This window comes from Pseudanabaena mucicola FACHB-723, from assembly GCF_014696385.1.
Taxonomy (GTDB): Bacteria; Cyanobacteriota; Cyanobacteriia; order Pseudanabaenales; family Pseudanabaenaceae; genus Pseudanabaena.
This window is the reverse complement of record NZ_JACJQB010000021.1, coordinates 22119-47806: the sequence shown is the minus strand read 5'-3', so window position 1 is coordinate 47806 and position 25688 is coordinate 22119. Positions and strand designations below refer to the sequence as shown.

General features: G+C 44.8%; 22 protein-coding genes. 16 read left to right on the top strand and 6 right to left on the bottom strand.

Going from position 1 to position 25688, the window contains the following annotated elements:
- Positions 1 to 177: 177 nt before the first annotated feature.
- Both H6F41_RS11415 and topA read right to left on the bottom strand, forming a co-directional pair.
- Entirely contained in the window at positions 178 to 2028 is a 1851-nt protein-coding gene (locus tag H6F41_RS11415; RefSeq protein ID WP_190403605.1) for an iron uptake porin, read from the bottom strand.
- A 291-nt stretch (positions 2029 to 2319) separates the two neighbouring features.
- Positions 2320 to 5061 (bottom strand): type I DNA topoisomerase, encoded by a 2742-nt coding sequence (gene topA, locus H6F41_RS11410; protein ID WP_190403604.1) that lies wholly within the window; start codon positions 5059 to 5061, stop codon positions 2320 to 2322.
- Positions 5062 to 5399: 338 nt separating this feature from the next.
- On the opposite strand from topA, the gene H6F41_RS11405 reads away from it, so the two are divergent.
- Positions 5400 to 6548: a glycosyltransferase family 4 protein gene (locus H6F41_RS11405; RefSeq protein ID WP_190403603.1), complete on the top strand. Its 1149-nt coding sequence runs from the start codon at positions 5400 to 5402 to the stop codon at positions 6546 to 6548.
- Between the two features lie 33 nt (positions 6549 to 6581).
- Here the strand turns inward: H6F41_RS11405 and H6F41_RS11400 are convergent, their stop codons facing one another.
- Entirely contained in the window at positions 6582 to 7484 is a 903-nt protein-coding gene (locus tag H6F41_RS11400) for a phosphoribulokinase (RefSeq protein ID WP_190403602.1), read from the bottom strand.
- Positions 7485 to 7665: 181 nt separating this feature from the next.
- Here H6F41_RS11400 and dusB point away from each other — a divergent pair, with 181 nt between their 5' ends.
- The 6 genes from dusB to H6F41_RS11370 all read left to right on the top strand — a co-directional run bounded on the left by dusB (position 7666) and on the right by H6F41_RS11370 (position 12207).
- Entirely contained in the window at positions 7666 to 8745 is a 1080-nt protein-coding gene (dusB, locus tag H6F41_RS11395; protein WP_190403601.1) for a tRNA dihydrouridine synthase DusB, read from the top strand.
- 35 nt (positions 8746 to 8780) lie between these two features.
- Entirely contained in the window at positions 8781 to 9908 is a 1128-nt protein-coding gene (gene lptC, locus H6F41_RS11390; RefSeq protein ID WP_190403600.1) for an LPS export ABC transporter periplasmic protein LptC, read from the top strand.
- Between the two features lie 96 nt (positions 9909 to 10004).
- The gene (gene nth, locus H6F41_RS11385; RefSeq protein ID WP_190403599.1) at positions 10005 to 10661 is read left to right on the top strand and encodes an endonuclease III; all 657 of its coding nucleotides are present in this window, start codon (positions 10005 to 10007) and stop codon (positions 10659 to 10661) included.
- 181 nt (positions 10662 to 10842) lie between these two features.
- Positions 10843 to 11316 (top strand): photosystem I reaction center subunit XI, encoded by a 474-nt coding sequence (locus H6F41_RS11380; protein ID WP_190403598.1) that lies wholly within the window; start codon positions 10843 to 10845, stop codon positions 11314 to 11316.
- Between the two features lie 101 nt (positions 11317 to 11417).
- Positions 11418 to 11528, top strand: a complete 111-nt coding sequence (locus H6F41_RS11375) for a photosystem I reaction center subunit VIII (protein WP_190403597.1) — start codon at positions 11418 to 11420, stop codon at positions 11526 to 11528.
- 163 nt (positions 11529 to 11691) lie between these two features.
- Positions 11692 to 12207, top strand: a complete 516-nt coding sequence (locus tag H6F41_RS11370) for a pentapeptide repeat-containing protein (protein ID WP_190403596.1) — start codon at positions 11692 to 11694, stop codon at positions 12205 to 12207.
- A 52-nt stretch (positions 12208 to 12259) separates the two neighbouring features.
- Here H6F41_RS11370 and mraY read toward each other — a convergent pair whose 3' ends face one another.
- On the bottom strand, positions 12260 to 13363 hold the full coding sequence (gene mraY / locus H6F41_RS11365) for a phospho-N-acetylmuramoyl-pentapeptide-transferase (RefSeq protein WP_190403595.1): 1104 nt from the start codon (positions 13361 to 13363) through the stop codon (positions 12260 to 12262).
- Positions 13364 to 13620: 257 nt separating this feature from the next.
- On the opposite strand from mraY, the gene H6F41_RS11360 reads away from it, so the two are divergent.
- The 5 genes from H6F41_RS11360 to H6F41_RS11340 all read left to right on the top strand — a co-directional run bounded on the left by H6F41_RS11360 (position 13621) and on the right by H6F41_RS11340 (position 17866).
- Positions 13621 to 14982, top strand: a complete 1362-nt coding sequence (locus H6F41_RS11360; RefSeq protein WP_190403594.1) for a 16S rRNA (cytosine(967)-C(5))-methyltransferase — start codon at positions 13621 to 13623, stop codon at positions 14980 to 14982.
- 185 nt (positions 14983 to 15167) lie between these two features.
- Positions 15168 to 16202, top strand: a complete 1035-nt coding sequence (locus H6F41_RS11355; RefSeq protein WP_190403593.1) for a 30S ribosomal protein S1 — start codon at positions 15168 to 15170, stop codon at positions 16200 to 16202.
- 195 nt (positions 16203 to 16397) lie between these two features.
- Positions 16398 to 16676, top strand: a complete 279-nt coding sequence (locus H6F41_RS11350; protein WP_190403592.1) for a type II toxin-antitoxin system RelE/ParE family toxin — start codon at positions 16398 to 16400, stop codon at positions 16674 to 16676.
- 80 nt (positions 16677 to 16756) lie between these two features.
- A complete protein-coding gene (locus tag H6F41_RS11345; protein WP_190403591.1) occupies positions 16757 to 17068 on the top strand; it encodes a HigA family addiction module antitoxin in 312 nt (103 codons plus the stop codon).
- A gap of 3 nt (positions 17069 to 17071) precedes the next feature.
- The gene (locus H6F41_RS11340; RefSeq protein WP_190403590.1) at positions 17072 to 17866 is read left to right on the top strand and encodes a TlyA family RNA methyltransferase; all 795 of its coding nucleotides are present in this window, start codon (positions 17072 to 17074) and stop codon (positions 17864 to 17866) included.
- Positions 17867 to 17947: 81 nt separating this feature from the next.
- Here the strand turns inward: H6F41_RS11340 and pheT are convergent, their stop codons facing one another.
- Positions 17948 to 20359, bottom strand: coding sequence for a phenylalanine--tRNA ligase subunit beta (pheT, locus tag H6F41_RS11335; RefSeq protein WP_190403589.1), 2412 nt, complete (start codon positions 20357 to 20359; stop codon positions 17948 to 17950).
- 87 nt (positions 20360 to 20446) lie between these two features.
- Here pheT and H6F41_RS11330 point away from each other — a divergent pair, with 87 nt between their 5' ends.
- The 4 genes from H6F41_RS11330 to purM all read left to right on the top strand — a co-directional run bounded on the left by H6F41_RS11330 (position 20447) and on the right by purM (position 24417).
- Positions 20447 to 21127 (top strand): YggS family pyridoxal phosphate-dependent enzyme, encoded by a 681-nt coding sequence (locus tag H6F41_RS11330; protein WP_199288751.1) that lies wholly within the window; start codon positions 20447 to 20449, stop codon positions 21125 to 21127.
- A gap of 708 nt (positions 21128 to 21835) precedes the next feature.
- Positions 21836 to 22426: a cell division protein SepF gene (locus H6F41_RS11325; RefSeq protein WP_190403588.1), complete on the top strand. Its 591-nt coding sequence runs from the start codon at positions 21836 to 21838 to the stop codon at positions 22424 to 22426.
- 130 nt (positions 22427 to 22556) lie between these two features.
- Complete coding sequence (gene proC, locus H6F41_RS11320) at positions 22557 to 23354, top strand: pyrroline-5-carboxylate reductase (protein ID WP_190403587.1); 798 nt, start codon at positions 22557 to 22559, stop codon at positions 23352 to 23354.
- Positions 23355 to 23379: 25 nt separating this feature from the next.
- Positions 23380 to 24417, top strand: a complete 1038-nt coding sequence (gene purM / locus H6F41_RS11315; RefSeq protein ID WP_190403586.1) for a phosphoribosylformylglycinamidine cyclo-ligase — start codon at positions 23380 to 23382, stop codon at positions 24415 to 24417.
- 45 nt (positions 24418 to 24462) lie between these two features.
- On the opposite strand, the gene H6F41_RS11310 is transcribed toward purM, so the two are convergent.
- Positions 24463 to 25665 (bottom strand): urease accessory protein UreH domain-containing protein, encoded by a 1203-nt coding sequence (locus H6F41_RS11310; RefSeq protein ID WP_190403585.1) that lies wholly within the window; start codon positions 25663 to 25665, stop codon positions 24463 to 24465.
- Positions 25666 to 25688 lie beyond the last annotated feature (23 nt).

Below are 25688 nucleotides of genomic sequence, written 5' to 3'. Positions count from 1 at the left end.
AGCGAAAAGTGATTTTTTTAGCATGATCGATTTAGCTCCATAACAATGTATTGGTTTGTTAGTGTGTAGTAATGCAAGCTTTTTTTAAGAAATAAAACCAGATTATGAGTTGCGGTGCGAAGCACCGCAACTTACTTCTTTGGTTTTAGTTTGTAAACTAACTCTTACCTTGCTGCATTAGAAGGAAAATGTAGTACGCAGAACGCCAATCGTTGTCGTATCGCTACCTACACGGTTGCCAGGATTGAAGAGGAAAATCAACCCAGGAGTAATACTGATGTTGTTGGAAATACGATGACGATAGAACAATTCTAATTGGGTTGTGCTAGTGCTTTGTCCACCAGTTGTAGTTCCTGAAGTGGGCGACAGAGGGTTACCAAAAAAGTCAGGTACGTTGCTATTGCCACTCAAGCTACTACCTGTGATTTTAGGCAGTTGACCGACATAGATACCACCCAAGTTTCCTTCTTTGAATAAATCAGGAAAAGTCAAATAAGACATCCAGTTAAAAGTCTGTACACTACCTGTTAAACCACTAACAGTTGAAGATGTAAAACCAACCCATCCGCCTAAATTGAGTGTTGGCAAAGCTCGCCAGTTGATGGTACTACCAAAAGCATCCGTGCTTACTGGTACTGCACCGCCTCCAGGGCTAATTGCCACAATATCATCACCCACACCTGTACCTAGCAGTCCCAATTGGGTGTTAGTTGTACCAGCATTGCTTGTATAGGAGCGTAGATAGTACAAAGCGACATCCACAGGCTTGACAGGTGCAAATACAAATTGAGCACCTAGGGTATAGTTACCGCCAAACAATCCGCCATTGCCAGCCGCAGTTTGAGCATTTCCAGCCGAGTAAACTGCTTGCAAACTGGTTCTTTCAGCAATTTGCCAGTCAAAGCCAACACCACTTGTAGTGTTGCCCAGATTTAGAATCGGATTTCGCTGAGCAAATAGTGAAACTGCACCTTGACCTGCGCTCTGATAACGATCTGGCCCACGGAAAACTGTAACTGGGCTAACTCCTACTGGTCCTGCAATGATCGCAAAGTTGTCAGCAATAAGAGAACGATAGCTAAGGTCGCTCAGTACAACTGAATTACCATTAGCTCCTGTGAAAAACTCATAGCCTAGTCTGGTAAATGAGTTGTTGAGCGCATTGTTGCCAGTTGCAGCTGTAGATAGATTGCCAATACTCAGACCAGTAAGTAGTGAGCTCCGAGGATCAAGCTGTGTAAACAGACTCAATTGAACATTGCCGCCAAAGGTCACATTAGTGGCATTGTCAGGAGTCTTTGCCCCAAAGATACTAGGAGAGTTGTTAGCCCTTCCTTGGAGACCAAAAATTGCTTGACCAAACAACTTAGTGGTTACTGAAAATTGCTGAGCTTCAAGCTTTGCGGTCTTTGCGTCGAGCGCATCAACACGTCCACGCAGAATCGCTAGCTCAGAAGCAAATTCCTCTTGAAGTTTTTGTAGGGTAGCAAGATCTTCTTGGCTAACTTTGTCTGACAAGCCCGCAGAAATAATTTCATTGATCTTATCTAAACAAGCATTCAGCCCTGCGGCAAACTCATAGCGGCTAGTTGCTTGGTTGCCTCGAAAGGTGCTATCGGGATAGCCTGCAATACAACCATAGCGCTCAACTAAAGACTGCAAGGCTGTAAAAGCCCAGTCTGTTGGTTTGACATCACTTAACTGTGAAACCGATGTAACATTCTGCGCGATGTCGCTGACAGGATTAACTTCTTGATTAATCTGGTTAATCAGTATGGATTCACTGGTAGCTACTGACGTTGCAGTTGCAGTATCTGTGCTGGACGATCTACCAGAAACATCTTGTGATGGGACACTTTTATCAATCTGATTTGCATTGAAATTTGCCCCAGTATCTACGAAAGTAGTCGTATTCTCGGCTTGAGCAATGCCGCCAACCATCAGGGAAGATGCGATCGCAGTTCCCAAAAGTATCTTAAAACGACTATTCCCAGTCGTTATCATCTGGGTTTGAAATTTTCTTGACATGTTTAAATCCTTAAACCACTTTTGTGACATGTACCCTAAGAAACTTAAAAACTTAAAATTTTTTAAATTTTTAATACTGTATAAGTAGTCCAGCTTAAATAACCTGAAAGTCTAAGATCTTGTGCTGCCCGCGTAGCGGGCAGCACAAGATCTGATTTTGGCTTTTAACTATGCTGGACTACCTATCATGTATACAGATTCTATCTAGTATTAGTCAAATAGCTACATGATTTTTATCATTCTCTAAAAAAAACATGATGTGAATTGCTATACAGCTCACATCATGTTTTTTTATTTTTTAGTGACGGCAGCTTTTTTAGTAGTCGTGGCTTTTGTGGTGGTCTTGGCAGCAGTTTTAGAGGCTGCGGTTTTATTTGTCGTCGCTTTGGTTGTAGATTTTTTGGTAGTAGTTTTCTTGGTTTCAGTAGTTGCTTTGGTTTTACTGGTCGTCGCTTTTGTGGCACGTTTAGCGGTACCTTTTGTGGTTTTCGACTTAGCTGCCAACATGGCGACAGCCTCTTCCAATGTTAAACCTTCGACAGTTTGTTCCTTAGTAAGTGAGACATTGACTTTGCCATGCTTTACATAGGGGCCATATTTCCCATCGAGAATTTCGATCGCATCTTCATCATCGGGATGATTACCGAGGGACTTTAATACTTTGGCTGCGGCAGCCCCGCGCAAAGTTTTGGGTTGAGCCAAAAGCTCTAAGGCACGCTCAAAGGTGATTGTATAAGGATCATCGGTGGACTTGAGTGAGCGATTATCATCCTTGTCACCATTGCCCTTAGTGTGACAAACATAGGGTCCAAAGCGTCCCGTATTCACAAACACGCGATTGCCAGTGTCGGGATGTGCGCCCAAGGTGCGTGGTAAGGCAAGCAGCTTCACTGCGAGATCGAGGGTCACGTTTTCAGGTTGCATTCCCTTGGGCAAAGAGGCGCGTTTGGGTTTTGGCACTGCTTCTGTGGCTTGCCCAAGCTGCACATAGGGGCCATACTGCCCCATCATCATAAAGATTGGTTCATTAAATTCTGGATGAATCCCAATTTGGTCAGGCCCTTCTAGCTTCTGTTTCAGAAGGAGTTCAATCTTTTCAGGAACTAAATCGGAAGGAGTTAGATTTTGGGGAATGGAAGAATTAACCGTGCGATCGCCTTCACCAACTTGGATATATGCACCGAATTTACCAATTTTGACTTTAACATCATCATCTAAACCTTCGAGATGCACAGTCCTCGCAGATTCGCCATCAATCAAGCTATCACGGGCTTTTACCTGACCGCTCAATCCCTGCTCTCCTGAATAGAATTTTTTCAAATAGGGCAACCAGTCCACACTACCTGTGGAGATATCATCAAGGGTTTGTTCCATTTTGGAAGTGAAACTAGGATCGACGAGGTTGGGGAAATGTTCTTCCAAAAGACTGGTAACCGCAAAGGCGGTAAAGGTGGGAATGAGAGCATTATTTACTAACTGCACATAACCGCGATCGCAAATTGTGCCGATGATGCTGGCGTAGGTACTAGGGCGACCGATGCCTTCACTTTCCAGCATTTTCACAAGCGCCGCTTCGGTATATCTTGCAGGAGGTTGAGTTTCATGTCCGACCGTATTTAATTCCCGACAAACGGGATGATCACCAACCCTGAGTGGTGGCAACATCACCTCTTTTTCTTCGAGCGCCGCATCGGGATCATCAGACCCTTCAACATAGGCTCGGAAAAATCCTGCGAAATCGATCCGCTTGCCCGAAGCACGGAATAACGCATCCTCAACGGTTAACTGCACGCTGAGCATGGTTAACTGAGCATCTGCCATCTGAGAAGCCACAGTGCGCTTCCAGATCAGGTCATAGAGTGCCAGTTCGCGACCTGATAAACCTGTTTCTTGAGGAGTACGGAAAGTCTCACCTGCGGGACGGATTGCTTCGTGGGCTTCCTGTGCGCCTTTAGATTTGGTTACATACTGGCGAGGCTCTTTACTGAGGAAGTTGCTACCGTACATGGTGGTAACACAGTTCCGCGCCGCCACAATCGCTTGTTGCGACAAATGCACCGAGTCAGTCCGCATATAGGTAATAAAGCCTTGCTCATAGAGAGCTTGGGCAACCCGCATCGAGTCCCGCGCTGATAAGCGTAGTTTGCGGTTGGCCTCCTGCTGCATCGTTGAGGTGGTGAAGGGTGGTGAAGGCTTGCGTGTGGCAGGACGTTCATCAAGGTTGCTAACCGACCAAACCTTGCCATTGAGTCGCTCTTTAAGGGCGATCGCCGATGGTTCATCTAGCAATAAAACCTTGCGTCCTTTGGCAATTTTGCCCGTTGCCTCATCAAAGTCTTTGCCCGTGGCAACATTCACGCCACCGACCGAGACTAGCTGCACAGGAAATTCTTGTTTTGGCGCAAATAGATTTGCCTTCAAATCCCAATAACTGCCTGATTTGAAAGCGCGACGCTCACGCTCACGGTTAACGATTACGCGCACAGCCACGGACTGTACCCGCCCTGCCGATAAGCCCCATGCTATTTTTTTCCACAGCAAAGGCGATAGGGTATAGCCCACAAGTCGATCGAGAATGCGGCGAGTTTCTTGGGCATGGACTAGGCGATCGTCGATCTGGCGACAATTTTGCAGCGCCCCCTTAATAGCTTCGGCGGTAATTTCATGGAATACCATGCGCTTAATCGGCACTTTGGGCTGCAAAATTTGCAATAAGTGCCATGAAATACTTTCTCCCTCACGATCTTCGTCAGTGGCTAGGATTAGTTCTTTTACACCTTTGAGCGCAGATTTAAGTTCCCGAACGATTTTTTTCTTATCGTCTGGCACAATGTAAAGTGGCTCAAACTCTGAATCTACATTCACCCCCAGCTTTGCCCACTCAGTCCCCTTTAATTCCGCAGGAATGTCGCTAGCGGATTGTGGCAAATCGCGTACATGCCCCATTGATGCCTCTACTCGATATCCAGAGGGCAAAAAGTTGCGAATGGTGCGGGCTTTCGTGGGCGATTCGACAATGACAAGGGTAGACATATTGACCTGCAAGGCTCGCGGTAATCAAAACAGTTAGCAAATATCAACAAGCAAAATCAAGCGCTTATTAAATACCTTCTTAACCTATATACAATGTTTATGCAAAAAATTACTAATTTTTAGTAAGGGAAAAACACACCAGACGCAAAATTTATTTACAACCTGTCGCGACATTTAGAGATATCGGCAATGTTTTTGGGAGTTCAACGCTGCTATTCTAGCCATAAAAATTTAAAGATGTGTCAAAACCCAAAAGAGAGTTGCGGCGCTTCGCGCCGCAACTCTCTTTTGGGTTTTTCCCAAGAATGGCGATAATGCAGGCAGTTGATTAAGTAATTATGTCAGATCGAGAAATTAAACCAGAGAAATTACGAATTGCGATCGTCCACGAATGGTTTGTGAACTACGCAGGTTCAGAGCGGGTAGTGGAGCAGATCTTAAATTTATTTCCCCATGCCGATCTGTTTGCGGTGGTAGATTTTTTGGAGGATTCACAGCGCGGATTTATCCAAAATAAAAAAGTAACCACTACTTTTATCCAAAAATTACCCTTTGCGAAAACCAAGTTTCGGCAGTATTTGCCACTTATGCCCATCGCCATCGAGCAGCTCGATCTATCAGCCTATGACCTGATTATTTCTAGTGCCCATGCCGTTGCTAAAGGCGTGTTAACTTCACCACATCAATTACATATTTCCTATGTCCATTCCCCGATTCGCTATGCGTGGGATTTGCAGCACCAATATCTAAAGGAATCAAATTTAGAACAAGGATTGAAAAGCTGGATTGCACGGTGGATTTTGCACAAAATCAGAATATGGGATACGCGCACAGCACATGGGGTTGATCTATTTATTGCGAATTCCCAATTTATTGCCCGTCGGATTCAGAAGGCTTATCGACGCTCGGCAACGGTGATTTATCCGCCCGTAGATTTACACAATTATCAACTTTGCGAACAAAAGCAGGATTTTTATCTCACTGCATCGCGACTAGTTCCCTACAAACGCATCGATTTAATTGTGGAAGCTTTTTCGCAAATGCGCGATCGCAAATTGATTGTGATTGGTGATGGCGAACAAATGGCAAAAATCAGAGATAAAGCCGCCAGCAATATCCAATTTTTAGGACATCTTGCTCCTGAACAACTACGGCAGTATATGCAAAATGCTAAAGCCTTTGTATTTGCCGCAGAAGAGGATTTTGGGATTACGCCCGTTGAGGCTCAAGCCTGCGGTACACCTGTAATTGCCTATGGTCGAGGTGGTGTATGCGAGTCAGTTCATGGTTTAGATCACGCTCAACCCACGGGTGTCTTTTTTACAGAGCAAACAGTTTCCAGTATTTGCAATGCCGTGATTGAGTTTGAGACAAATTGCGATCGCATTACCCCAATCGCCTGTCGCGAAAATGCCCTGCGCTTCTCCACCGAGAGATTTCAAGCAGAATTTTTGAAGTTTGTCCAACAATCTTGGTGCGATCGCTAACAAAAAAGGGCGCTAAGCGCCCTTTTTTAATGATTATCGCAACTTGTTCGATTCAACTAGCATCGAGTCAATGAGTGGTTGCAGAATCAATTCCATTGCAAAGCCCATTTTGCCACCAGGGACAACTAAAGTAGTGTGGCGAGACATAAAGGAACCATTGATCATACTTAGCAAGTATGGGAAATCAATGTGGAACTTCTCATGGAAGCAACGGTTGGTATGAATGATTACAAAGCTTTCATCAAGGGTAGGAATATCACGAGCAATGAAAGGATTGGAAGTATCAACGGTAGGAACGCGCTGAAAATTGATATGCGTATTAGAGAACTGAGGCGTGATGTAATTTACATAGTCAGGCATCCGACGCAAAATGGTATCCACAATTGCTTCAGCGCTGTAGCCACGCTCAGCATTATCACGGTGAATTTTTTGAATCCATTCCAAGTTCACAATAGGAACTACACCCACCAATAGATCGGCATATTGCGCAAGGTTAATATCCTTATTCACAACCGCACCATGCAAACCTTCGTAAAATAGCATGTCGGTTCCAGACTCAATGCTTTCCCAAGGGGTAAATTCACCAGGTTGGTTACTTGTTCCTAAGCGGCCATTGTGGTACTCCGCTTCTTCGGGGCTGTGCAAATAGTAACGTCTTTGCCCACTACCTGTTTCGCCATATTCACGGAAGAGTGCTTCCAACTTATCTAAAACATTTGCCTCTAAGCCGAAGTGACTCAAGTTGCGTCCTTGCTCAGATGCCTCTTTCATCATGGCTCGCATTTCGGCGCGGTTGTATTTGTGGTAGCTATCGCCTTCGATGATCGCTGCCTTGATTTTTTCCATCAAAAAGATATGCTCAAAAGCCCTTTTAACAGTGCTAGTCCCCGCACCCGATGAACCTGTGACTGCAATAACTGGATGTTTCTTAGACAAATTTTTTCTCCTTAATTTTTTAGTTGTGTTAATGGGTTTTTATTAACGTGAATGCGATCGCTCGCAGCCGAAGAACCACAAAAAATATTAAAACTACTATACCGTTGTATATACCTTTATATATATAGCGCCCCTAAAAGCAAATTTTCAGAGCAAATTTTCAGAGCAAAAATTTAGAGCCATGGTCGCCAACCCCTCAAAACTCCTAGCACACCTCACCGAACCGCTCACCATTGGCAATGTCACAGTCAAAAGTCGGGTGTTTCAATCGCCATTGTCGGGAGTAACCGATCTTGTGTTTAGGCGGTTAGTGCGCCGCTATGCTCCTCACTCCATGCTCTATACAGAGATGATCAGCGCGACCGATCTACATCATATGAAAGCATTACCAAAACTGATGGAGATCGATCGTCATGAAACACCGATCAGCATCCAACTGTTTGATTGTCGTCCCGATTTCCTTGCGGAGGCAGCCCAAAAGGCGGCAATCGAGGGCGCGGATACTGTTGATATCAATATGGGTTGTCCCGTTAACAAAATTACCAAAAAAGGTGGCGGCTCATCGCTATTGCGCCAACCTGAACTCGCCGCCCAAATTGTGCGATCGGTGGTGGATGCGGTGGATATTCCTGTGACAGTCAAGACGCGCATCGGCTGGGATGATGCCGAAATCACGATCTTGGACTTTGCCAAGCGTATGGAGGACGCTGGAGCAAAGATGATCACTGTCCATGCCAGAACGCGATCGCAAGGCTACACGGGTAATGCTAAGTGGGAGTGGATTCGTAAAGTCAAAGAGGTGCTGACGATTCCTGTAATTGCCAATGGTGATATTTTCTCGGTCGAGGCAGCAGTTGCTTGCTTAGAGGAGACAGGCGCAGATGGAGTAATGTGTTCACGGGGGACGTTGGGCTATCCGTTTTTAGTGGGGCAAGTTGATCATTTTTTACAAACGGGTGAATATTTACCCAAGCCATCACCGATTGAATGTTTGCAGGTTGCCAAGGAACATTTACAAGGACTCTGGGACTACAAAGGTATCCGCGGCATTCGGCAGTCTCGTAAACATATGACTTGGTATGCCAAGGGATTTATGGGGGCGGCGGCTCTACGCGATCGCCTCTGTCGGATTGAGTCCGTGCAGGATGGTTTTGATTGCCTAGATTTTGCGATCGCGCAAATTGCCGAATATCAATCCCAAAATTGTATGCAGCCAATCTCGCCTGAAGATATGGCAGAAATGATTGCCATGCAGCAATAATATCTGTGTTAGAGAACAAGTCATCGAAGAGCATCATGCAACTATTTAGCCGCCGAAATCTGCGCCTGTTTATCATCCTCTTTGTGGCAACAGTGCTAATGTTTGCGCTCGGATGGTTTATATTTTTGCGCCCTGAAATTACTACTCTCAATAAAACAGCTACCACCGCAGGTTCTAATCTCCAAAATATTACCCTCACTGAGTTTGATGTCAATGGCAAACTACTCTGGGAAATTACGGCGGAGAATGCTAACTATCGTGAAGATCGTAAAATTGCCGATATTGAAGTGGTTAAGGGTAAGTTTTATCGTGATGGGGATTTGCTGATGGAAGCCACAGGCGATCGCGGAACGATCGATCAAAGCACCAAAGAAATTTCATTACAGGGCAATATCGATGCGATCGCAGTTCAAGAAAAAATTGATCTCAAGGCGGATCGTATGGTCTGGAAATCGGAGGAGGATCTGCTCAAAGCCACAGGTAACATTGTGATCAACAAGCCTGATGACAAACTCACGATGCGGGGCGCAGAGATGACAGCCAAACCTAGCAACAATATCTATAGTCTCGAAAAAGGAGTTGTCGTTAATGCGGTAGAACCACCCGTGGAGATGAAAAGTGAAAAGGTGACTTGGGATGCTAAAAATAGTCGTGTGTTCACTGAGGCAGAAATTGAGGTAATTCAAGTCAAAGACAAATTACAGCTTAATGCCCAGCGTGGTGACTGGAATATCGATAAAAAAGAAGTCACATTTACGGGTGATATTCAAGCCAAAGATCCTAAGCTTGATCTAGAAATTGACACATCCCAAGCAATCTGGAATCTTGAGAAACAGGTCGTAACTTTGCCATCTAGCTTCACAGGTACAAGCAAAAGTCGCGGTATTGTTGTCACCGCTTCCAAAGGAGAGGCTCAACTCGAAAAAGAGCAAATTAATCTGACGGGAGAAGTGTTGGCTAGCTTTAGCTCGACACAGGGAGTAGTCAGCGCCGATCGGGTGGAATGGCTGATTCCCACCAAGACGATTACGGCTGAGGGCAATATCAGATATCAACAACCTGATAAAAGCTTGAATGTTAGCGGCGATCGCGCTGTGGCAAACCTTGAGCAACAGACAATTACCGTCACAGGTACAGATGTTTTTTCCACTCTGAGTCCCTAAAGTCTAAAGTTGGTGGTGGCGCATCGCGCCGCCACTAATTTCATGTTTTGCTATAGTTGATTAACAATTGCGAATCATCGGTTTCTGCCGCTACCCATGGGAATTATCACCAAACGTTCGTCTAAAAAAGTAAGAGCTAACGAAATCCTGATTCGCCTCAAACGTCTTTACCCAGATGCTGTCTGCTCCCTTGATTACGAAACCCCTGTGCAGTTATTGGTGGCGGTGATCCTCTCAGCACAATGTACCGATGAACGGGTGAATATGGTCACCCCAAAATTATTTGCCAGATTTCCCGATGCGATCGCCATGGCAAATGCCGATCTTGATGAACTGATGGAGTTAGTGCATTCCACAGGCTTTTATCGCAATAAAGCCAAAAATATTCGCGGAGCCTGTGAAATGATCATGCGTGACTTTGATGGCAAAGTCCCCAACACCATGGACAGTCTACTCAAGTTGCCGGGTGTAGCTCGCAAAACTGCCAATGTGGTACTTGCCCACGCTTATGGGATCAATGCAGGGGTGACCGTGGATACCCATGTTAAGCGCCTGACCAAACGCTTGGGACTCACCAAATTTGATGAGCCACTCAAGGTTGAGCGAGATTTAATGTCCCTCTTGCCCCAACGCGATTGGGAAAACTGGTCAATTCGGATTATTTATCATGGCAGAGCAGTTTGTAATGCCCGTAAACCTGCCTGCGATCGCTGCGATCTCGCTGATTTATGTCCTTCAGCGCCCAAAACCTAATAAATTAGAGAAATTTTTACAAGCGCCGCTTGTAAAAATTTCTCTGGCGTAATCCAACCGATGTCTTTGTGTCAGTTGTGAAGTTTTCTAAAGATAATTCCTCTTTATGCAGTGACATCCGCGCTTATTCCCTAAAATGAAGACAAAATTCTCCCTGCAATCTTTAAATTAATAAAGACTTATGACAGATTTTGTAAAACCTTTCAAGAACGATCCCCAATTAGGGAATTTGTCTACACCCGTTAGCGATTCTGCGATCGTTAAAGCTTTTATCGGTAACCTTCCCGCTTACCGTGCAGGCTTGTCCCCTAGCCGTCGTGGCCTCGAAATCGGCATGGCGCATGGCTACTTCATTTACGGACCTTTCGCATTGCTAGGACCTCTCAGAAATACAGAATTGGCTAGCCTCGCTGGTTTGTTGGCAACTATCGCCGCTGTAGTCCTGTTGACTCTTGGTTTATCTTTGCATGGTCAAACCGTAACTAACTTGCAGTCTAGCTCTGCGGTGGAAGCACCTGCTGAATTGGGTACACCTGCTGGTTGGAGCGAATTTGCGAGCAGCTTCTTGCTTGGTGGTGCTGGTGGTGCTGCATTTGCATACTTCCTCAACTATCTAGAGCCATTCCAAAAATTCCTTGGTTTACTTTGGTCTTAATTGATGATCTTGGTGTTGCTAACCGCAGCAGCTACTAACATTAATTTCAGCCAAATCAAATCCGTCAATAACTTATAGCTTTTTCAAGGAAAACCACGACCATGACTGGATACTACGCACATTACTACGTTTCTTTCATCTTCGTACCTCTTGTTGGTGTAATACTCCCGATCGCCACCATGGGGCTACTTCTCAACTACATCGAGAACTAGTCTGTCAATTGGGAAACTAGGCTATTCATAGCCATAATCTCCAATTTTTTTAAATCGGCCTCCCTATCTTATTTTTATTACATTACAAGAAGAGCCTCGCAATGCGAGGCTCTTCTTGTGTAGACCAGATAAGATAAAGGCATGATCTTTGCGTATGATCCCTATGCCATTTTTAAAATTATTTTCCTATCTGCGAATCTGTTACATCTTTGCGATCGCAATCTTGATCAGCCTGACCTGTTTATGCAGCAATCCCCTCAACGCCGCAGCCGAAACTCTATCCTTTAGTCATGCCCAGTTAAAAGGTAGAGATTTTTCAGGCAGAGTGCTGACTGGTTCAGGATTTGCGAATGCCAACATGGAAGGAGCAATTTTTGAAAATGCCGATCTGCGCGGAACTGTATTTAGTGCCTCAATTTTGCGAAATGCCAAGCTCAAAGGGGCAGACTTTTCAGGAGGATTGCTCGATCAAGCGGATTTTGCCAAAGCCGATCTCAGTGATGCTCTCTTAATCGAAGCAATCCTGTTACGCAGTACCTTTGATTTCGTAAACATTGACGGAGCCGATTTCACGGACGCAATCATGGATGGTGGACAGCGCAAATGGCTATGCTCTAAAGCTAAAGGTATCAATTCTAAAACAGGTATTAGTACCAGAGATTCCCTAGAATGTGACTAAAATCAAAATAAAAGCTCGGCTTAGCCGAGCTTTTAAAGCGCTTTTTGTATGATTATGCAAGCTTACTTATCAAAATTGCAAAGCCCACCAGAAAACCACCTGTGAGATAAAAGAATCTGACGACATGCAGCTCATGCCAACCACTGAGTTCGAGATGGTGGTGAAAGGGAGCCATTTTGAAAAGACGCTTGCCCATACCAGTTTCATCTTTAGTGGCTTTGTAATAGCCTACCTGTGCAATCACAGAAATCGATTCCCAGATGAAGATTGCCCCAATAATTACAAAAGCCCAAAGTAAGTTACCGAGGATCGCTGTCGAGGCTAATGCACCACCCAAGGCAAGGGAACCTGTATCGCCCATAAATACTCGTGCAGGATAGCGATTATGCCAAAGGAATCCTAGATAGCTACCACTGAGGCACATACAGAAAATTGCTAATTCAGGGTTTTTCGGAAATAGTAAGAGAGACATCCCAAACAAGGCGATTGCACCTGTACCACCAGCTAAACCATCTAAGCCATCAGTAAGGTTTGTGGCGTTACTGCTACCGAGAAAAACAAAAAGAAATAGAGGAAAAGCCAATAAACCACAGGGGATTACCAATTTTAGGGGCAAATTCACCAAGGAAATCGACTGCCAATCTTGGGTTAAAACAAGCCAACCACAAAAACAGGCGGCAAAAAATGTTTGCAACAGTAACTTAGCGCGAGGAGATAAGCCTTTGTTGGAATGACGACGCAAAATTTTCCAATCATCGAGCCAACCGATAAAGCCAAATGAGAGAGTTAGTAAACTACAGGCAATTACTTTGCCATCAAAGCCAGACCAGATAATTCCCAGAACAATACCCACGGGTACAATGAATATCCCCCCCATGGTTGGTGTGCCTTGTTTCTTGAGGTGAGCTTGCGGCCCATCTTCGCGAATGATCTGTCCTGCTTTCAGGCGACGCAGGGCTGGCACGGCAAAAGTTCCCAACATGGCGACAGCCACGCTCCCAAAGGTAAAGGGCAGTAGCAGACTGGAACTTATATTAGGATGTAAGACAAGATCAACACCAATAATTAAACTTATTAAACCGATCGCTAAACCAAGTGCTAGGCTACTTCCTGTTGGAAATTTTGCTTTTCTAACTCTTACACCAGTATCAACCATTGTCTCTCCTCATACCCTCAGCAAACTTCACACTCTGGATTCAGACTAAGATTAAATTACAATTCTTTTTACAGCTTTGTAACCAATAATTAAAAGCCGTCTCAATATACGCTCTTAAATACCAAATAATGACCGCATTTGTCTACAGTGCCAACATCTTATTTTGACTGTTATTTAAATGTTGTTTGATTTCATTGAGCAACCGCTAATCAGATCTTTACACATAGCCCTTTAGTTTGACTCTATATAAATTGCCGATGACGAGCAAGAATTCTCGACAAATTGCACTGGAAGCATTGCGCTTAATTCAAAGACGCAATGCCTATGCTGATGTAGCACTTGACTGTACGCTTTCGCGATCGCGACAAGAAAACATCACCCTCCCAGAAAACGATCGCCGTCTAATTACAGAGTTAGTTTATGGTTGTACGCGCCGCCAAAAAACCCTGCAAGCGGTTTTGCAAAACTTCTCACAAAAACCAACCACAAAATTACCACCAGATTTATTAATAATCCTACAGATTGGCATCTATCAACTATGTTTTCTTGATCGCATAAAACCATCGGCAGTTGTGCATACCACTGTGGAATTAGCCAAGGCGAATAATTTAACAGGGTTGTCAGGTTTTACGAATGGGGTGATGCGATCCATACTCAGAGCCAAAGAGAAGGAAGATATTCTTGCCAAAATTAGCGATCCCGCGAGTTTTTATAGTTATCCTGAATGGCTAATCGAGCTATGGCAACAGGAATTTGGGCAAGATGCGATCGCAAGTATTTGTAATTGGTTTAATCAAACGCCGCATCTCGATTTGCGCGTCAATCTTTTACATGCCACAAGGGATCAAGTTTTAGCCGCCTTTGCTGAAGCTGATATCAAAGCGGAACCAATCCCCAACTTACCCGATGGCATTCGCGTCGCTCAAGGGTCAGGAGATGTTAGTCAATTGCCCAAGTTTAAAGAAGGTTGGTGGTCAGTACAGGACGCAAGCGCTCAGTTAGTGACCTATCTATTAGATCCCCAACCCAACGAAATCATCATTGATGCTTGCGCGGCTCCTGGTGGCAAGACCACACATATAAGTGATCGCCTCAAAAATACAGGTAAAGTTTATGCGCTTGATCGCCTTGCCAATCGCCTCAAAAAAGTTGATCAAAATACGGCGCGTTTGGGGATCACCAATGTCCAAACTGTTGAAGTTGATGCCCGTGAGTTTGATGCGGAAAAAGTATTAGGGAGCAAATGCGATCGCGTTTTACTAGATGTGCCTTGCTCTGGACTAGGGACATTGCATCGTCATGCCGATGCTCGCTGGCGACAAACTCCCGAAGAGCCTTATAAATTAGCCAAAACTCAAGCGGAAATCCTTGAGCGTGCTATCCAATGGGTCAAACCTGATGGCGTAATTGTGTATAGCACCTGCACCATCCATCCTGCGGAAAATGAAGAAGTGATTACCCAGTTCTTACAAAATCATCCCGATTGGCAAATTGTGCCACCCGATGCCGATAATCCTGCTGCTCATTTTGCTTGTGATGCTGGTTGGGTGAAGGTTCTGCCCCATGAACACGACATGGACGGATTTTTTATGGTGAAACTCCAAAAAAATATTTGTTGACAGTTTTGCGATACAGCTGAATTGCGCTATAATTGCAAACCTATGCCTATAGGTTTTACTAAAAATATTAACAATACAGATAGGCGTAGGATGTAAACCGCACCAAGCTGTAAATAGCTACTGCTCTTACATTTCTGGGAGGAAATCCAGATAAATTCAAAACAGGTACAAGGAAAAATTTAGTTATGATCAATCGGGCAAAAACTGCTACAGCCATCAATGTCGGCTTCACCCATGAAGACTTCGCGAAACTCTTAGATAAGTACGATTATCACTTCAGCCCTGGCGACATTGTTGCGGGTACAGTATTTAGCATTGAGCCTAGGGGCGCACTTATTGACATTGGGGCAAAGACAGCAGCCTATATCCCGATTCAGGAAATGTCGATCAACCGCGTTGATCAACCTGAAGAAGTATTACAAAATAATGAAACTCGTGAATTTTTCATTCTTGCTGATGAAAACGAAGAAGGTCAGCTAACCCTTTCGATTCGTCGCATCGAGTACATGAGAGCATGGGAACGTGTACGTCAGTTGCAAGCAGAAGACGCAACTGTCCGTTCTCTCATTTTTGCGACCAACCGTGGTGGTGCATTGGTCAGAATCGAAGGCCTACGTGGATTTATCCCTGGTTCTCATATCAGCACCCGCAAGCCGAAGGAAGAATTGGTTGGCGAGGAACTACCACTCAAGTTCTTGGAAGTGGATGAAGACCGTAACCGTCTTGTCCTCAGCCATCGCCGCGCCCTCGTCGAGCGCAAGATGAACAAGCTCGAAGTTGGCGAAGTCGTCATCGGTGTCGTCCGTGGTATCAAGCCTTACGGCGCATTTATCGATATCGGTGGTGTCAGTGGATTACTTCACATCTCAGAAATCTCCCACGAACACATCGAAACTCCTCACAATGTCTTCAATGTTAATGACGAAGTGAAGGTGATGATTATTGATCTCGATGCTGAGCGCGGACGGATCTCTCTCTCCACCAAGCAGCTTGAAGCTGAACCAGGTGACATGGTGCGTGACCCTCAACTCGTTTATGCTAAGGCTGAAGAGATGGCGGCAAAATATCGTGAACAACTCAATGCAGCGCCTGCAGTGATGGAAATTCCCGTAGCAGCAGTTGAAGAGGAAGAATTTGAAGTTCCTGATGCGATGGAAGAGCCCGAAATTCCTGAAGAAGTTGTCGCTAAAGCCGTAGAAGAAGTTATTGCTGAAGCTTAGTTAAGCTCCAAGGAAAGTTAATATTTTCTATCAACAAGGTGAGACTATCTCACCTTGTTTTATTTTTTAGTGTTGACACCTGTAATCTTATAGGTTACAATTGCATCTATATTCAAATACTTAGTTAACTATTTCTGAATCGGAGGTTTTAATGAATACATCAATCAATCACACCTAGGAGTAAAACAAATAATAATGATTAAAAGTTTTAAAAATAAACTACTCGAAAGGTTGCTAAATGGTGACATACAGGCAACTACTAAGGAAGATAAAAAAATACGAAAAAGACTTGATGTTATAAGCTCAGCTTCAAAATTAGAGGATATTAGATTGCCGGGATATGATTTACATGAACTAAAAGGAAACAAAAAAGGTATTTGGTCGATAAAAACAACTGGAAATTGGCGAATTACATTTAGGTTTGAAGATGGTCACGCTTATGAAGTAAATCACGAAGATTATCACAAAAAATAAAGCTAAGGATGTGGTTGTGTGTAATCACATCCTTGCTTCTAGAAGTGGCGTATATATGACGAAAAGACGAGGTAAATAATATGAATAACTTATTAGAAAGTTTAAAAGATAGGAAAATTAGACCTTCACATCCTGGAGAAGTTATCCTAGACATTTTAGAAGATGTAGAAATTTCTCAAACTCAGTTTGCCAAAATGTTGGGAGTATCGCGGCGAACGGTTAATCAAATAATTCAGGGTCATAGACCAATTACTGTGGATATGGCAATTAGGATTGGTAAAGCTTTGGGAAATGGTCCTGAGCTATGGCTGAATCTTCAGCAGAAGGTTGATCTTTGGGATTCTTTACAGAAATATGAAGAAGAATATGAAAAAGTATTAACGGTTGCGTAAAGTTTGAAAAAACGTTTAGATGTTTTATTGGTTGACTTAGGGCTAGCACCATCGCGGGAGCAAGCCCAAAAATTTATTCGGGCTGGCTGGGTACAGGTCAATCAGCAGGTGATTGATAAAGTTGGTACTGCGGTCAAAGAAGATGCCGTAATTTTAGTGAAGCAACAATCGCCTTTTGTGTCCCGTGGTGGTGAGAAACTCGCTGGTGCATTGGCAAAATTTGGTTTAAACGTTTGCGATCGCATTTGTTTTGATGGCGGCATCTCGACAGGTGGCTTTACGGACTGTATGCTCAAACAGGGAGCCGCTAAGGTTTATGGTATTGATGTGGGCTATGGGCAAGTAGCTTGGGAAATTCGCAGTGATGAACGAGTCGTATTGCGAGAGCGCACTAATTTAAGGCATCTCACGGCTGAGGACTTATATGCACCTGAAGATGTTGTTCCCGACTTTGCCGTATTGGATCTATCGTTTATTTCGCTAACCAAAATTTTGCCTTCGTTGTGGAATTTATTGCGATCACCCCGTGAAACTTTACTCCTAGTCAAGCCTCAATTTGAAGCTGGTAAAGGACAGGTTGGCAAAAATGGCATTGTGCGTGACCCAAAAACTAGGGCTGAGGCGATCGCACAGGTCTTAGATACGGCTCAATCATTAGGTTGGCAGTTTCAGGGACTAACCCCTTCGCCGATTCAAGGTCGGACTGGCAATTATGAATATTGGCTATGGCTAGGTGAGCAACCTTCAGAAGCAATTGCGCCGACCTTTGAGGAAATTCTGAAGATGACGACAAATTAAAACCCAAATACAGTGCTTTGTGCTGAACCAAAAAAATAAAATAGGGAGTTGCTTTGCGACTCCCTATTTAGTATTTAGGTTTTAGCTTCTGAGAGTGGCTTGAAATTTCTCTTCCAGTAACTCACGAACTTTTTGATGTATAGGATTTATATCAACATCCGTTAGAGTGCGATCGCAAGCTCGATAGACTAGACGGAAGGCAAGACTGCGCGAACCTTCGGGTACACCTTTACCAATATATTGATCAAAGAGAGTCACAGAATCGAGTAATTCACCACCGACATGGGTAATCGAGCGCTGAATATCGGCAACCGTGAACTTGAGGGGGGCAAAGAAGGCAATATCGCGATCGCTGCTAGGGTAGGTAGAAAATGGATGAAAAGTTGGGATCGACTTTTTCATCATTGCGTCTAGCAATGTATAGAAATCTAGCTCGAAGACATAAATTTCATCAGGCAATTCCTTCTCGGCACGTAGTTGTGGATGTAACTGTCCAAATGTGCCAAGGCGTTCACCTGAAATCCAGAGCGACGCAGTGCGTCCAGGGTGGAGACGAGTATCCTTTTGATCGGGTTGGTATTCCACCGTTACACTGAGATTATGGAATACAGAATCTAGAATCCCTTTAGCTTCGTAGAAATCCAATGGTTTCGAGTTGTGCTGCCAAGTGCCGACGGTGCGATCGCCGCCAAAAATACCTGCAATCCGATCGGTCTCATCGCTACCTGCTTCGTCGAGCCAGAATACACGCCCAATTTCAAAACCATTCAAAATGCCGTTACCTTGATTGATATTGAAGGCGCAAGCGTCAATCAAATTTGTCAGTAAATCGCCTCTGAGCGCTCCATACTCGATCGCCACAGGGTTATTAATTTTCACCTGATGTGCCTCAGTAGGAGGACATAGTGACATGTGCATAACTTCGGTGAGCCCAACCGCACGGAAAGCTGCCCTCATCATCCGTCCACCTTCTTGATCGGCGGAGAGGAAACCAAACTCGGTTCTTGCGGGAAGGGTTTCGACAAATTTATCATAGCCATAGATGCGGGCTACTTCTTCCACAAGGTCAATTTCCCGCTCAATGTCGGCATAGCGATAGGGCGGCACGGTGACTTTCCATGTGGCATAGCTGCCTTCTTCAATCGGTTGCTTTTCTAGCTCAAAGGATAAAACTTTGAGAGTTTGTTCGACCTCGGCTTCTGACAGTAGCGCCAATGTGTCATCATCTTCGCGTTCGACTTCACCTAATACTTGCCAAACCTTAGTCAAGCGCAAATCAATCACCCGCACTTCCTTAGAACGAGCATCAACAATACTTTGCTCGACAACTTCACCGCCAGCTAGTTCCACAATCATCTGAATTGCTTTGGCTGAAGCGGATTCAATGGCTGCTTGGTTAACACCGCGTTCATAGCGTGCCGATGCCTCAGTGCGTAAGCCTTGAGCGCGTGCCGATCGCCTTGTGGTCACTTGGGTAAATAATGCCGCTTCGAGGACAATATTGCTAGTTTTTTCGGAAACTTCGGTTTCAGCGCCACCCATCACCCCTGCGATCGCAATTGGTTTGTCTCCAGAGGTAATCAAGAAGTTTTGACTGGTGAGATTGCGATCGCAATCATCGAGGGTCTTAATTTTTTCGCCAGATTTGGCAAAACGCACGCCGATCTTGATCCCGTCCGCCAAAGTATCCGCATCAAAGGCATGGAGCGGCTGTCCCCATTCCAACAAAATGTAATTGGTAATATCAACAATATTATTGATTGATCGCATTCCTGCGGCTTCCAAGCGCTGCTTGAGCCATTCGGGAGACTCCGCAACCTGTACTCCTTTAATCAATGTGCCGATGTAGGCGGGACAGGATTTAGGATCTTCTACGGTCACCCAATTCGCGGTCTTGGGTTGAAAATCGTTAGTAGCTAAGGGTAAACGTACTTCTTTACCCAACAAAGCTGCCACTTCACGGGCGATTCCCACTACACTGAGGGCATCGGCACGGTTAGCGGTCGAGGTGACATCGAGGATTGCGTCATCTAAACCTAGTAATGGACGGACATCTGCGCCAACGGTCACGTTATCAGGAAATTCATGGATGCCGCTTGATTCTTTGGCTAGTCCAATTTCGGCTAGGGAGCAAATCATCCCTTCAGAACGCTCACCCCGTAATTTGGTTGGGCGCAATTTCAGATCAATTGTGGGCAAATAAGTACCAATTGTGGCGACGGGTACAAACAAACCCTGTCTGGCATTGGCGGCACCGCAAACAATTTGCAATGGTTCAGGTGCGCCAATGTCAACTTTACAGACTTGGAGCTTATCGGCATTAGGATGACGCTCTGCCGTGAGAATATGACCGACGACAACTCCCTCAGCCCATGTTCTACGGTCTTCGATGGACTCCACTTCAAAGCCTGCCATCGTCAGTTTTTCTTCTAGCTCTTGGGGCGAGAGATCGCAGTCAACAAGTTCGCGGAGCCAATTCAAAGAGATACGCATTGGGAGTTTCTAGGGAAAAGTATTAAGAAATATTCAGGTTATAGTAGTTTAGCAAAATCCGCACTGCAAACTTGCCCACAGCATCCCATGTCTGAAGTTAATCCTGATGCGATCGCAAAAAATATCACCGATCGTCTAAATCAAATTCGTACCAATATTCCGCCGCAGGTAAAACTGGTTGCTGTCAGTAAATATACGACTACTCAAGCAATTCGCGCCGCCTACGCCGCAGGTGTGCGCGACTTTGCCGAATCGCGAGTGCAGGATGCAAAAATCAAGCAAACGGAATTAGCAGATCTCACTGATATCACTTGGCACATGATTGGTTCTTTGCAAAGTAACAAAGCCAAACAGGCGATTGCTCAGTTTGATTGGATTCACTCGATCGATCGCCTCAGCCTTGCCGAACAATGCGATCGCATTATTGCGGAAACTCACAAATCACCGAAATTATTACTGCAAGTCAAGCTGGCAGATGATCCCAGTAAATCAGGCTGGACAAAAGCAAGCCTTTTAGCGGATTTACCTAAATTAGAAAAGCTGCAACACTTGAAAATTGTTGGTCTAATGACGATTCTGCCCCTTGGATTAAACGAGGCACAATCCTATGAAGTATTCTGTCGGGTTGGGGAACTAGCTGAACTATTGAGATCTCAGGGGTGGCAAAATGTTCGAGAGCTATCGATGGGCATGTCAGCGGACTATGCGATCGCAGTGAGAGCTGGAGCTTCAATGATTCGTGTTGGCAGTCAAATCTTTTCGCTTTAAAGACTTGCGAGAGTCACCCAAACCTGATATATATCTTCTGCCTATTACTATGCACAGTTCTGTACTGGAACTGTAAAAATGCATTAAAGACTTAATATGTTTGCCAAAAAACAGCTTGTTATGTATTTTGGGATACTTTCGCAGAATACATAATATCCATATCGCAAAAGTTATAGGGCAATAATTTGGATAGTTCCTATCAGTTTCCAAAATGAATATGACAGCGAACTAAATAGTAAGAAATCTAGAGTAACTAAGGTATAGACATTGTTAATCTGAAATCATTCATTATTGATATATCTTTGTGAGAACCTGATCAGCTAGTCTGCCAGTAATAGCTGCAAATCCAGTCGGCATGAGCATCTATAGCATTTAAAGAAATATTAAGCTTCAGAACTAATTCTATACTTCACTAATCAAATTACTGATTGATGGCTTCCTATTGCTAGTTAAGTTATTAAAAGACAATTGTCAGATTTTGTCGTATACAAAAACTTAACAAATGCATCTAGATTTTTTTGCAGTTATCGGTTAAAGTCTGCGGATAAACATTTAGTCAATGCTGTTTTAGTCAGTAAAAGCAATTTGGCTTATCTAGACAAAGCAAGATTTTACTTAATTAGATCCAATCCTCATCTAATCTAGATAAAGTTATGTTGCGGTGTCCGAGCCAAAACTGAGGAGACAACACTTAGGAGTTAATCTACGATGGGAATTTTTACAAAGCTCAAGGATTTTGTTGGTCTATCTGAAGCTGAAGAATACGATTACGAGTATGATGAAGCCTCTAGCCGTGAATATCAAGATATTTACCAAGAGGAAAATGGTGCGATTGCTCAAGAGCAAGAAGAGCCACAAACTCGCCGCACCCGTGAACGTCCCACCGCTTTGAGAGCTACATCATCTGAAAATATGAGCAATGTAATTGGTCTGCCTGGTGCTGCAAATGGTTTGTCCCAAGTGATGGTGATGGAACCTCGCACTTTTGAAGAAATGCCTCAAGCGATCCAAGCATTGCGTGAGCGTAAGTCAGTGGTATTGAACCTTACCATGATGGATCCTGACCAAGCACAGCGTGCCGTTGACTTCGTTGCAGGTGGAACCTATGCCCTTGATGGTCATCAAGAACGCATTGGCGATAGTATTTTCTTGTTTGCCCCTTCTTGCGTACAAGTAACATCGCAGTCTTCGGTATTGAACGAAGTACCAATGCCTCAGCCTCGTGTTGCCCGTCCTACCGCAGCACCAGCACCAGCATGGGCGGCTGAAGCTGCACCTATGAGCCGTTTTGCTCAGTAAGCATTACCCTCGATGCTTATGTTTGTTGACTAGTTTTGTGTTAACTCCTGCCCAAAGTGGGCAGATAAAGTTGTAGGGAAATTTTTTACCCAATACTTTACCCAATATTATCTAGGTTATTTGGTGAGTCTTGAAATTTCAACTCAGTATTATCGGTGGCGGTGTCATGGGTGAGGCAATTTTGTCTCGCCTTGTCGCTAGTCATATCTATGTGCCCGCCGATGTTTGTGTGAGCGATCCGATGCCCGAACGCCGCGATCTCTTAGCGCAAAAGTACGGAGTCCAAGTTACACCCAATAATCTGGTGGCAGCCGAAGCGGAAATCATGCTGTTAGCAGTCAAGCCGCAATCTCTTAGTGCCGCCGCAATTGGTCTTAGTAATGCTCCTGCGAGCTGTATTGTCTCGATTTTGGCTGGGGTCACCTTGGCGCAGTTAGAAACGATGTTTCCTAATAAGCCCATCGTCCGTGCCATGCCCAATACTCCCGCTCAGGTGGGCGCAGGTGTAACTGCGATCGCAGCTAATGCATTGGTCAATAGCACTCAGCTTGAAGCAGTGCGAAAAATTTTTAAGGCGATTGGTACAGTTGTTGAAGTTGCCGAATCGCTAATGGACGCAGTAACAGGGCTATCGGGTTCTGGTCCCGCCTATGTCGCCTTGGTGATCGAAGCGATGGCAGATGGTGGGGTCGCGGCAGGGTTGCCGAGAGCCATCGCCATGCAACTAGCCATGCAAACAGTTTTAGGTACAGCTCAACTACTCAGTGAAACCAAGCTACACCCAGCTCAACTCAAGGATCAGGTCACTAGCCCTGCGGGAACGACCATCGCCGCAGTTGCCCAATTAGAAAAAGCGGGCTTACGTTCCGCTATGATAGAAGCCGTGCTTGCTGCAACCCATCGCGCTCAGGAATTGGGCAAGCAATAACTGATCAAACTGGGAGTTAGAGGTTTTGGATTATCGTCAAGCGGGTGTAGACATCGAAGCAGGTCGTACCTTCGTTGAAAAAATTCGCGATTCCGTCGCAAGAACCCATCGTCTAGGTGTATTGGGCGATCTCGGTGGTTTTGGTGGTTGTTTTGAATTACCCACAGGCTACCGACAACCCGTCCTCGTTTCAGGAACAGACGGTGTTGGCACAAAGCTTAAGATTGCTCAGGCGGCAAATAAGCATGACACAATCGGCATTGACTTGGTGGCGATGTGTGTGAATGATGTGCTTACCTCTGGTGCAGAACCGTTGTTTTTTCTAGATTATTTGGCAACAGGAAAGCTCGAACCCGATCAATTGGCGGAAGTGGTGAAGGGGATCGCCGATGGTTGCCAGATGGCAGGCTGTGCATTGCTTGGTGGCGAAACGGCGGAGATGCCCGGATTTTATGGTGTTGGCGAATATGACGCGGCAGGCTTTTGTGTGGCAATCGCCGAAAAGTCGGAAATGCTGAACGGCACACAGGTGAATATCGGTGATGTAGTGATTGGGCTGGCTAGTTCAGGTATCCATAGCAATGGCTATAGTTTAGTTCGCAAGATTATTGAAACTAAGGGCTATCAATGGAGTGAGAAGCTATCAGTTCCCATCTCTGCCGAAACCCAAGATTTAACCCTAGCGGAAATATTTCTCACTCCGACGCAGATCTACGTTAAGCCTGTTTTAGAAGCGTTAAAGGCAGATTTGGGTATTCATGGACTCGCCCACATCACAGGCGGGGGACTGCCCGAAAACTTGCCCCGTTGCCTCGGTGATGGTCAAGCTGTGAGGATTAATCGCGATAGCTGGCAAATTCCTGCCCTATTTCAATGGCTTGCCTCTGAAGGTGAAGTTCCTGAAACCGATATGTTTAATACCTTCAATATGGGGATCGGTATGGCAATAATTGTTGATCCCAGTAAAGTCGATATTGCGATCGCAAATTTCCAAGCTCAAGGATTCACAACTAATCGCATCGGTGAAGTTATCGCAGGAGATCGCTCTTTAGTGTTTGCGTAATTGTTATCTTCAATAAAGAAGTGCCGCGCCTAGCGTGGTGCTTCTTTATTTTTTGAGGACTCTTAACCCCAATATAATTACCGTAATTGCACCACATAGGCTTGATAAAATCCAGTTTTTCGGAGTCAAATCAACTACGCCGAGATAGTTCGAGCCGATAGCAATCGTATGTACCGATGCTAGCACTAGGGCAGGTACAGATAATAAGTGTAAATATCGCCAAGCTTTGCCAAGCTTAGTCACCATCATGTCAAAGCTGGTAATTGCGGCGGGAGTCATCAAAACAATTGCGATCGCACCTAGCCAGATCGAAATCTGATGTTGGGGGATCATGAAGGATATTGCCTCAAAATTCCATTGAAAAGTATGTTCAATTTTGTGAAACGCATGGGCGAGGGATAGCACAAATGCACCCACACCAATCACTCGGCGATAGGTCAGTAAATTTTTGCCAAATTTAAAAAACTGACTGAGAGGACGAGCTGCGAGGGCAAGCATTAATAAAAATAAACCTGCATGACCTGTGTAATCAACCATATCGCTAGTGCGTAATAGCGTGACGATACCGATGGTAAGAGTGATCCAACCTCCCATTTGGAAGAGTTGACTGCGGCGATCGCGGCTCAGCATTGCCGCAAACACACCAATTCCCAGCATTGATGGCAAAGTCCCCAAACCAAAGGCAAGCATTGTCAAAGCTCCTTGCATCATGTCGCTGGTTTCCGCCGCTTTGATTTGAGCCGTATACAGAAACCCGCAGGGAATCAATCCCCATGTCATTCCTAATAAAGCAGGAGTCAGTGGATGCGAATGTAGTGATAGTCGCATCATGGCATTGCTCAGCCTTTGGTGTAATCCCACTTGCGCCATCGGATTCAGGAATGGAAGATTGGGTAAAAATTCTGGCTTAATCTGGACAATTCCCATCCATACCAGTAAAATGCCTGTAAAAATAGCAAGCCAACGCCGTAGATCGCTCTCTAGTCCTGCTAATTGCCCACTAGCTACTAATACTGAGCCAATTGCACCAATTGCCGCACCTGCGATCGCATAGCTCAAAATCCTGCCCAAGTTGAGTAGGGTATGAAAATATAAATGCTGTTGCCAGTTTTGCTTGTCCTGTGGGGAACTTGAGGAATTGTTTTTACCAGAAAGCGAAAACGCAACGGTCAATGGTCCACACATTCCCACACAGTGACCAAAACTCCCTAAAAACCCCAAAGCGGCAACAAGCAATAAATCTAACATTCTTCACACATAGCGCAAATTGC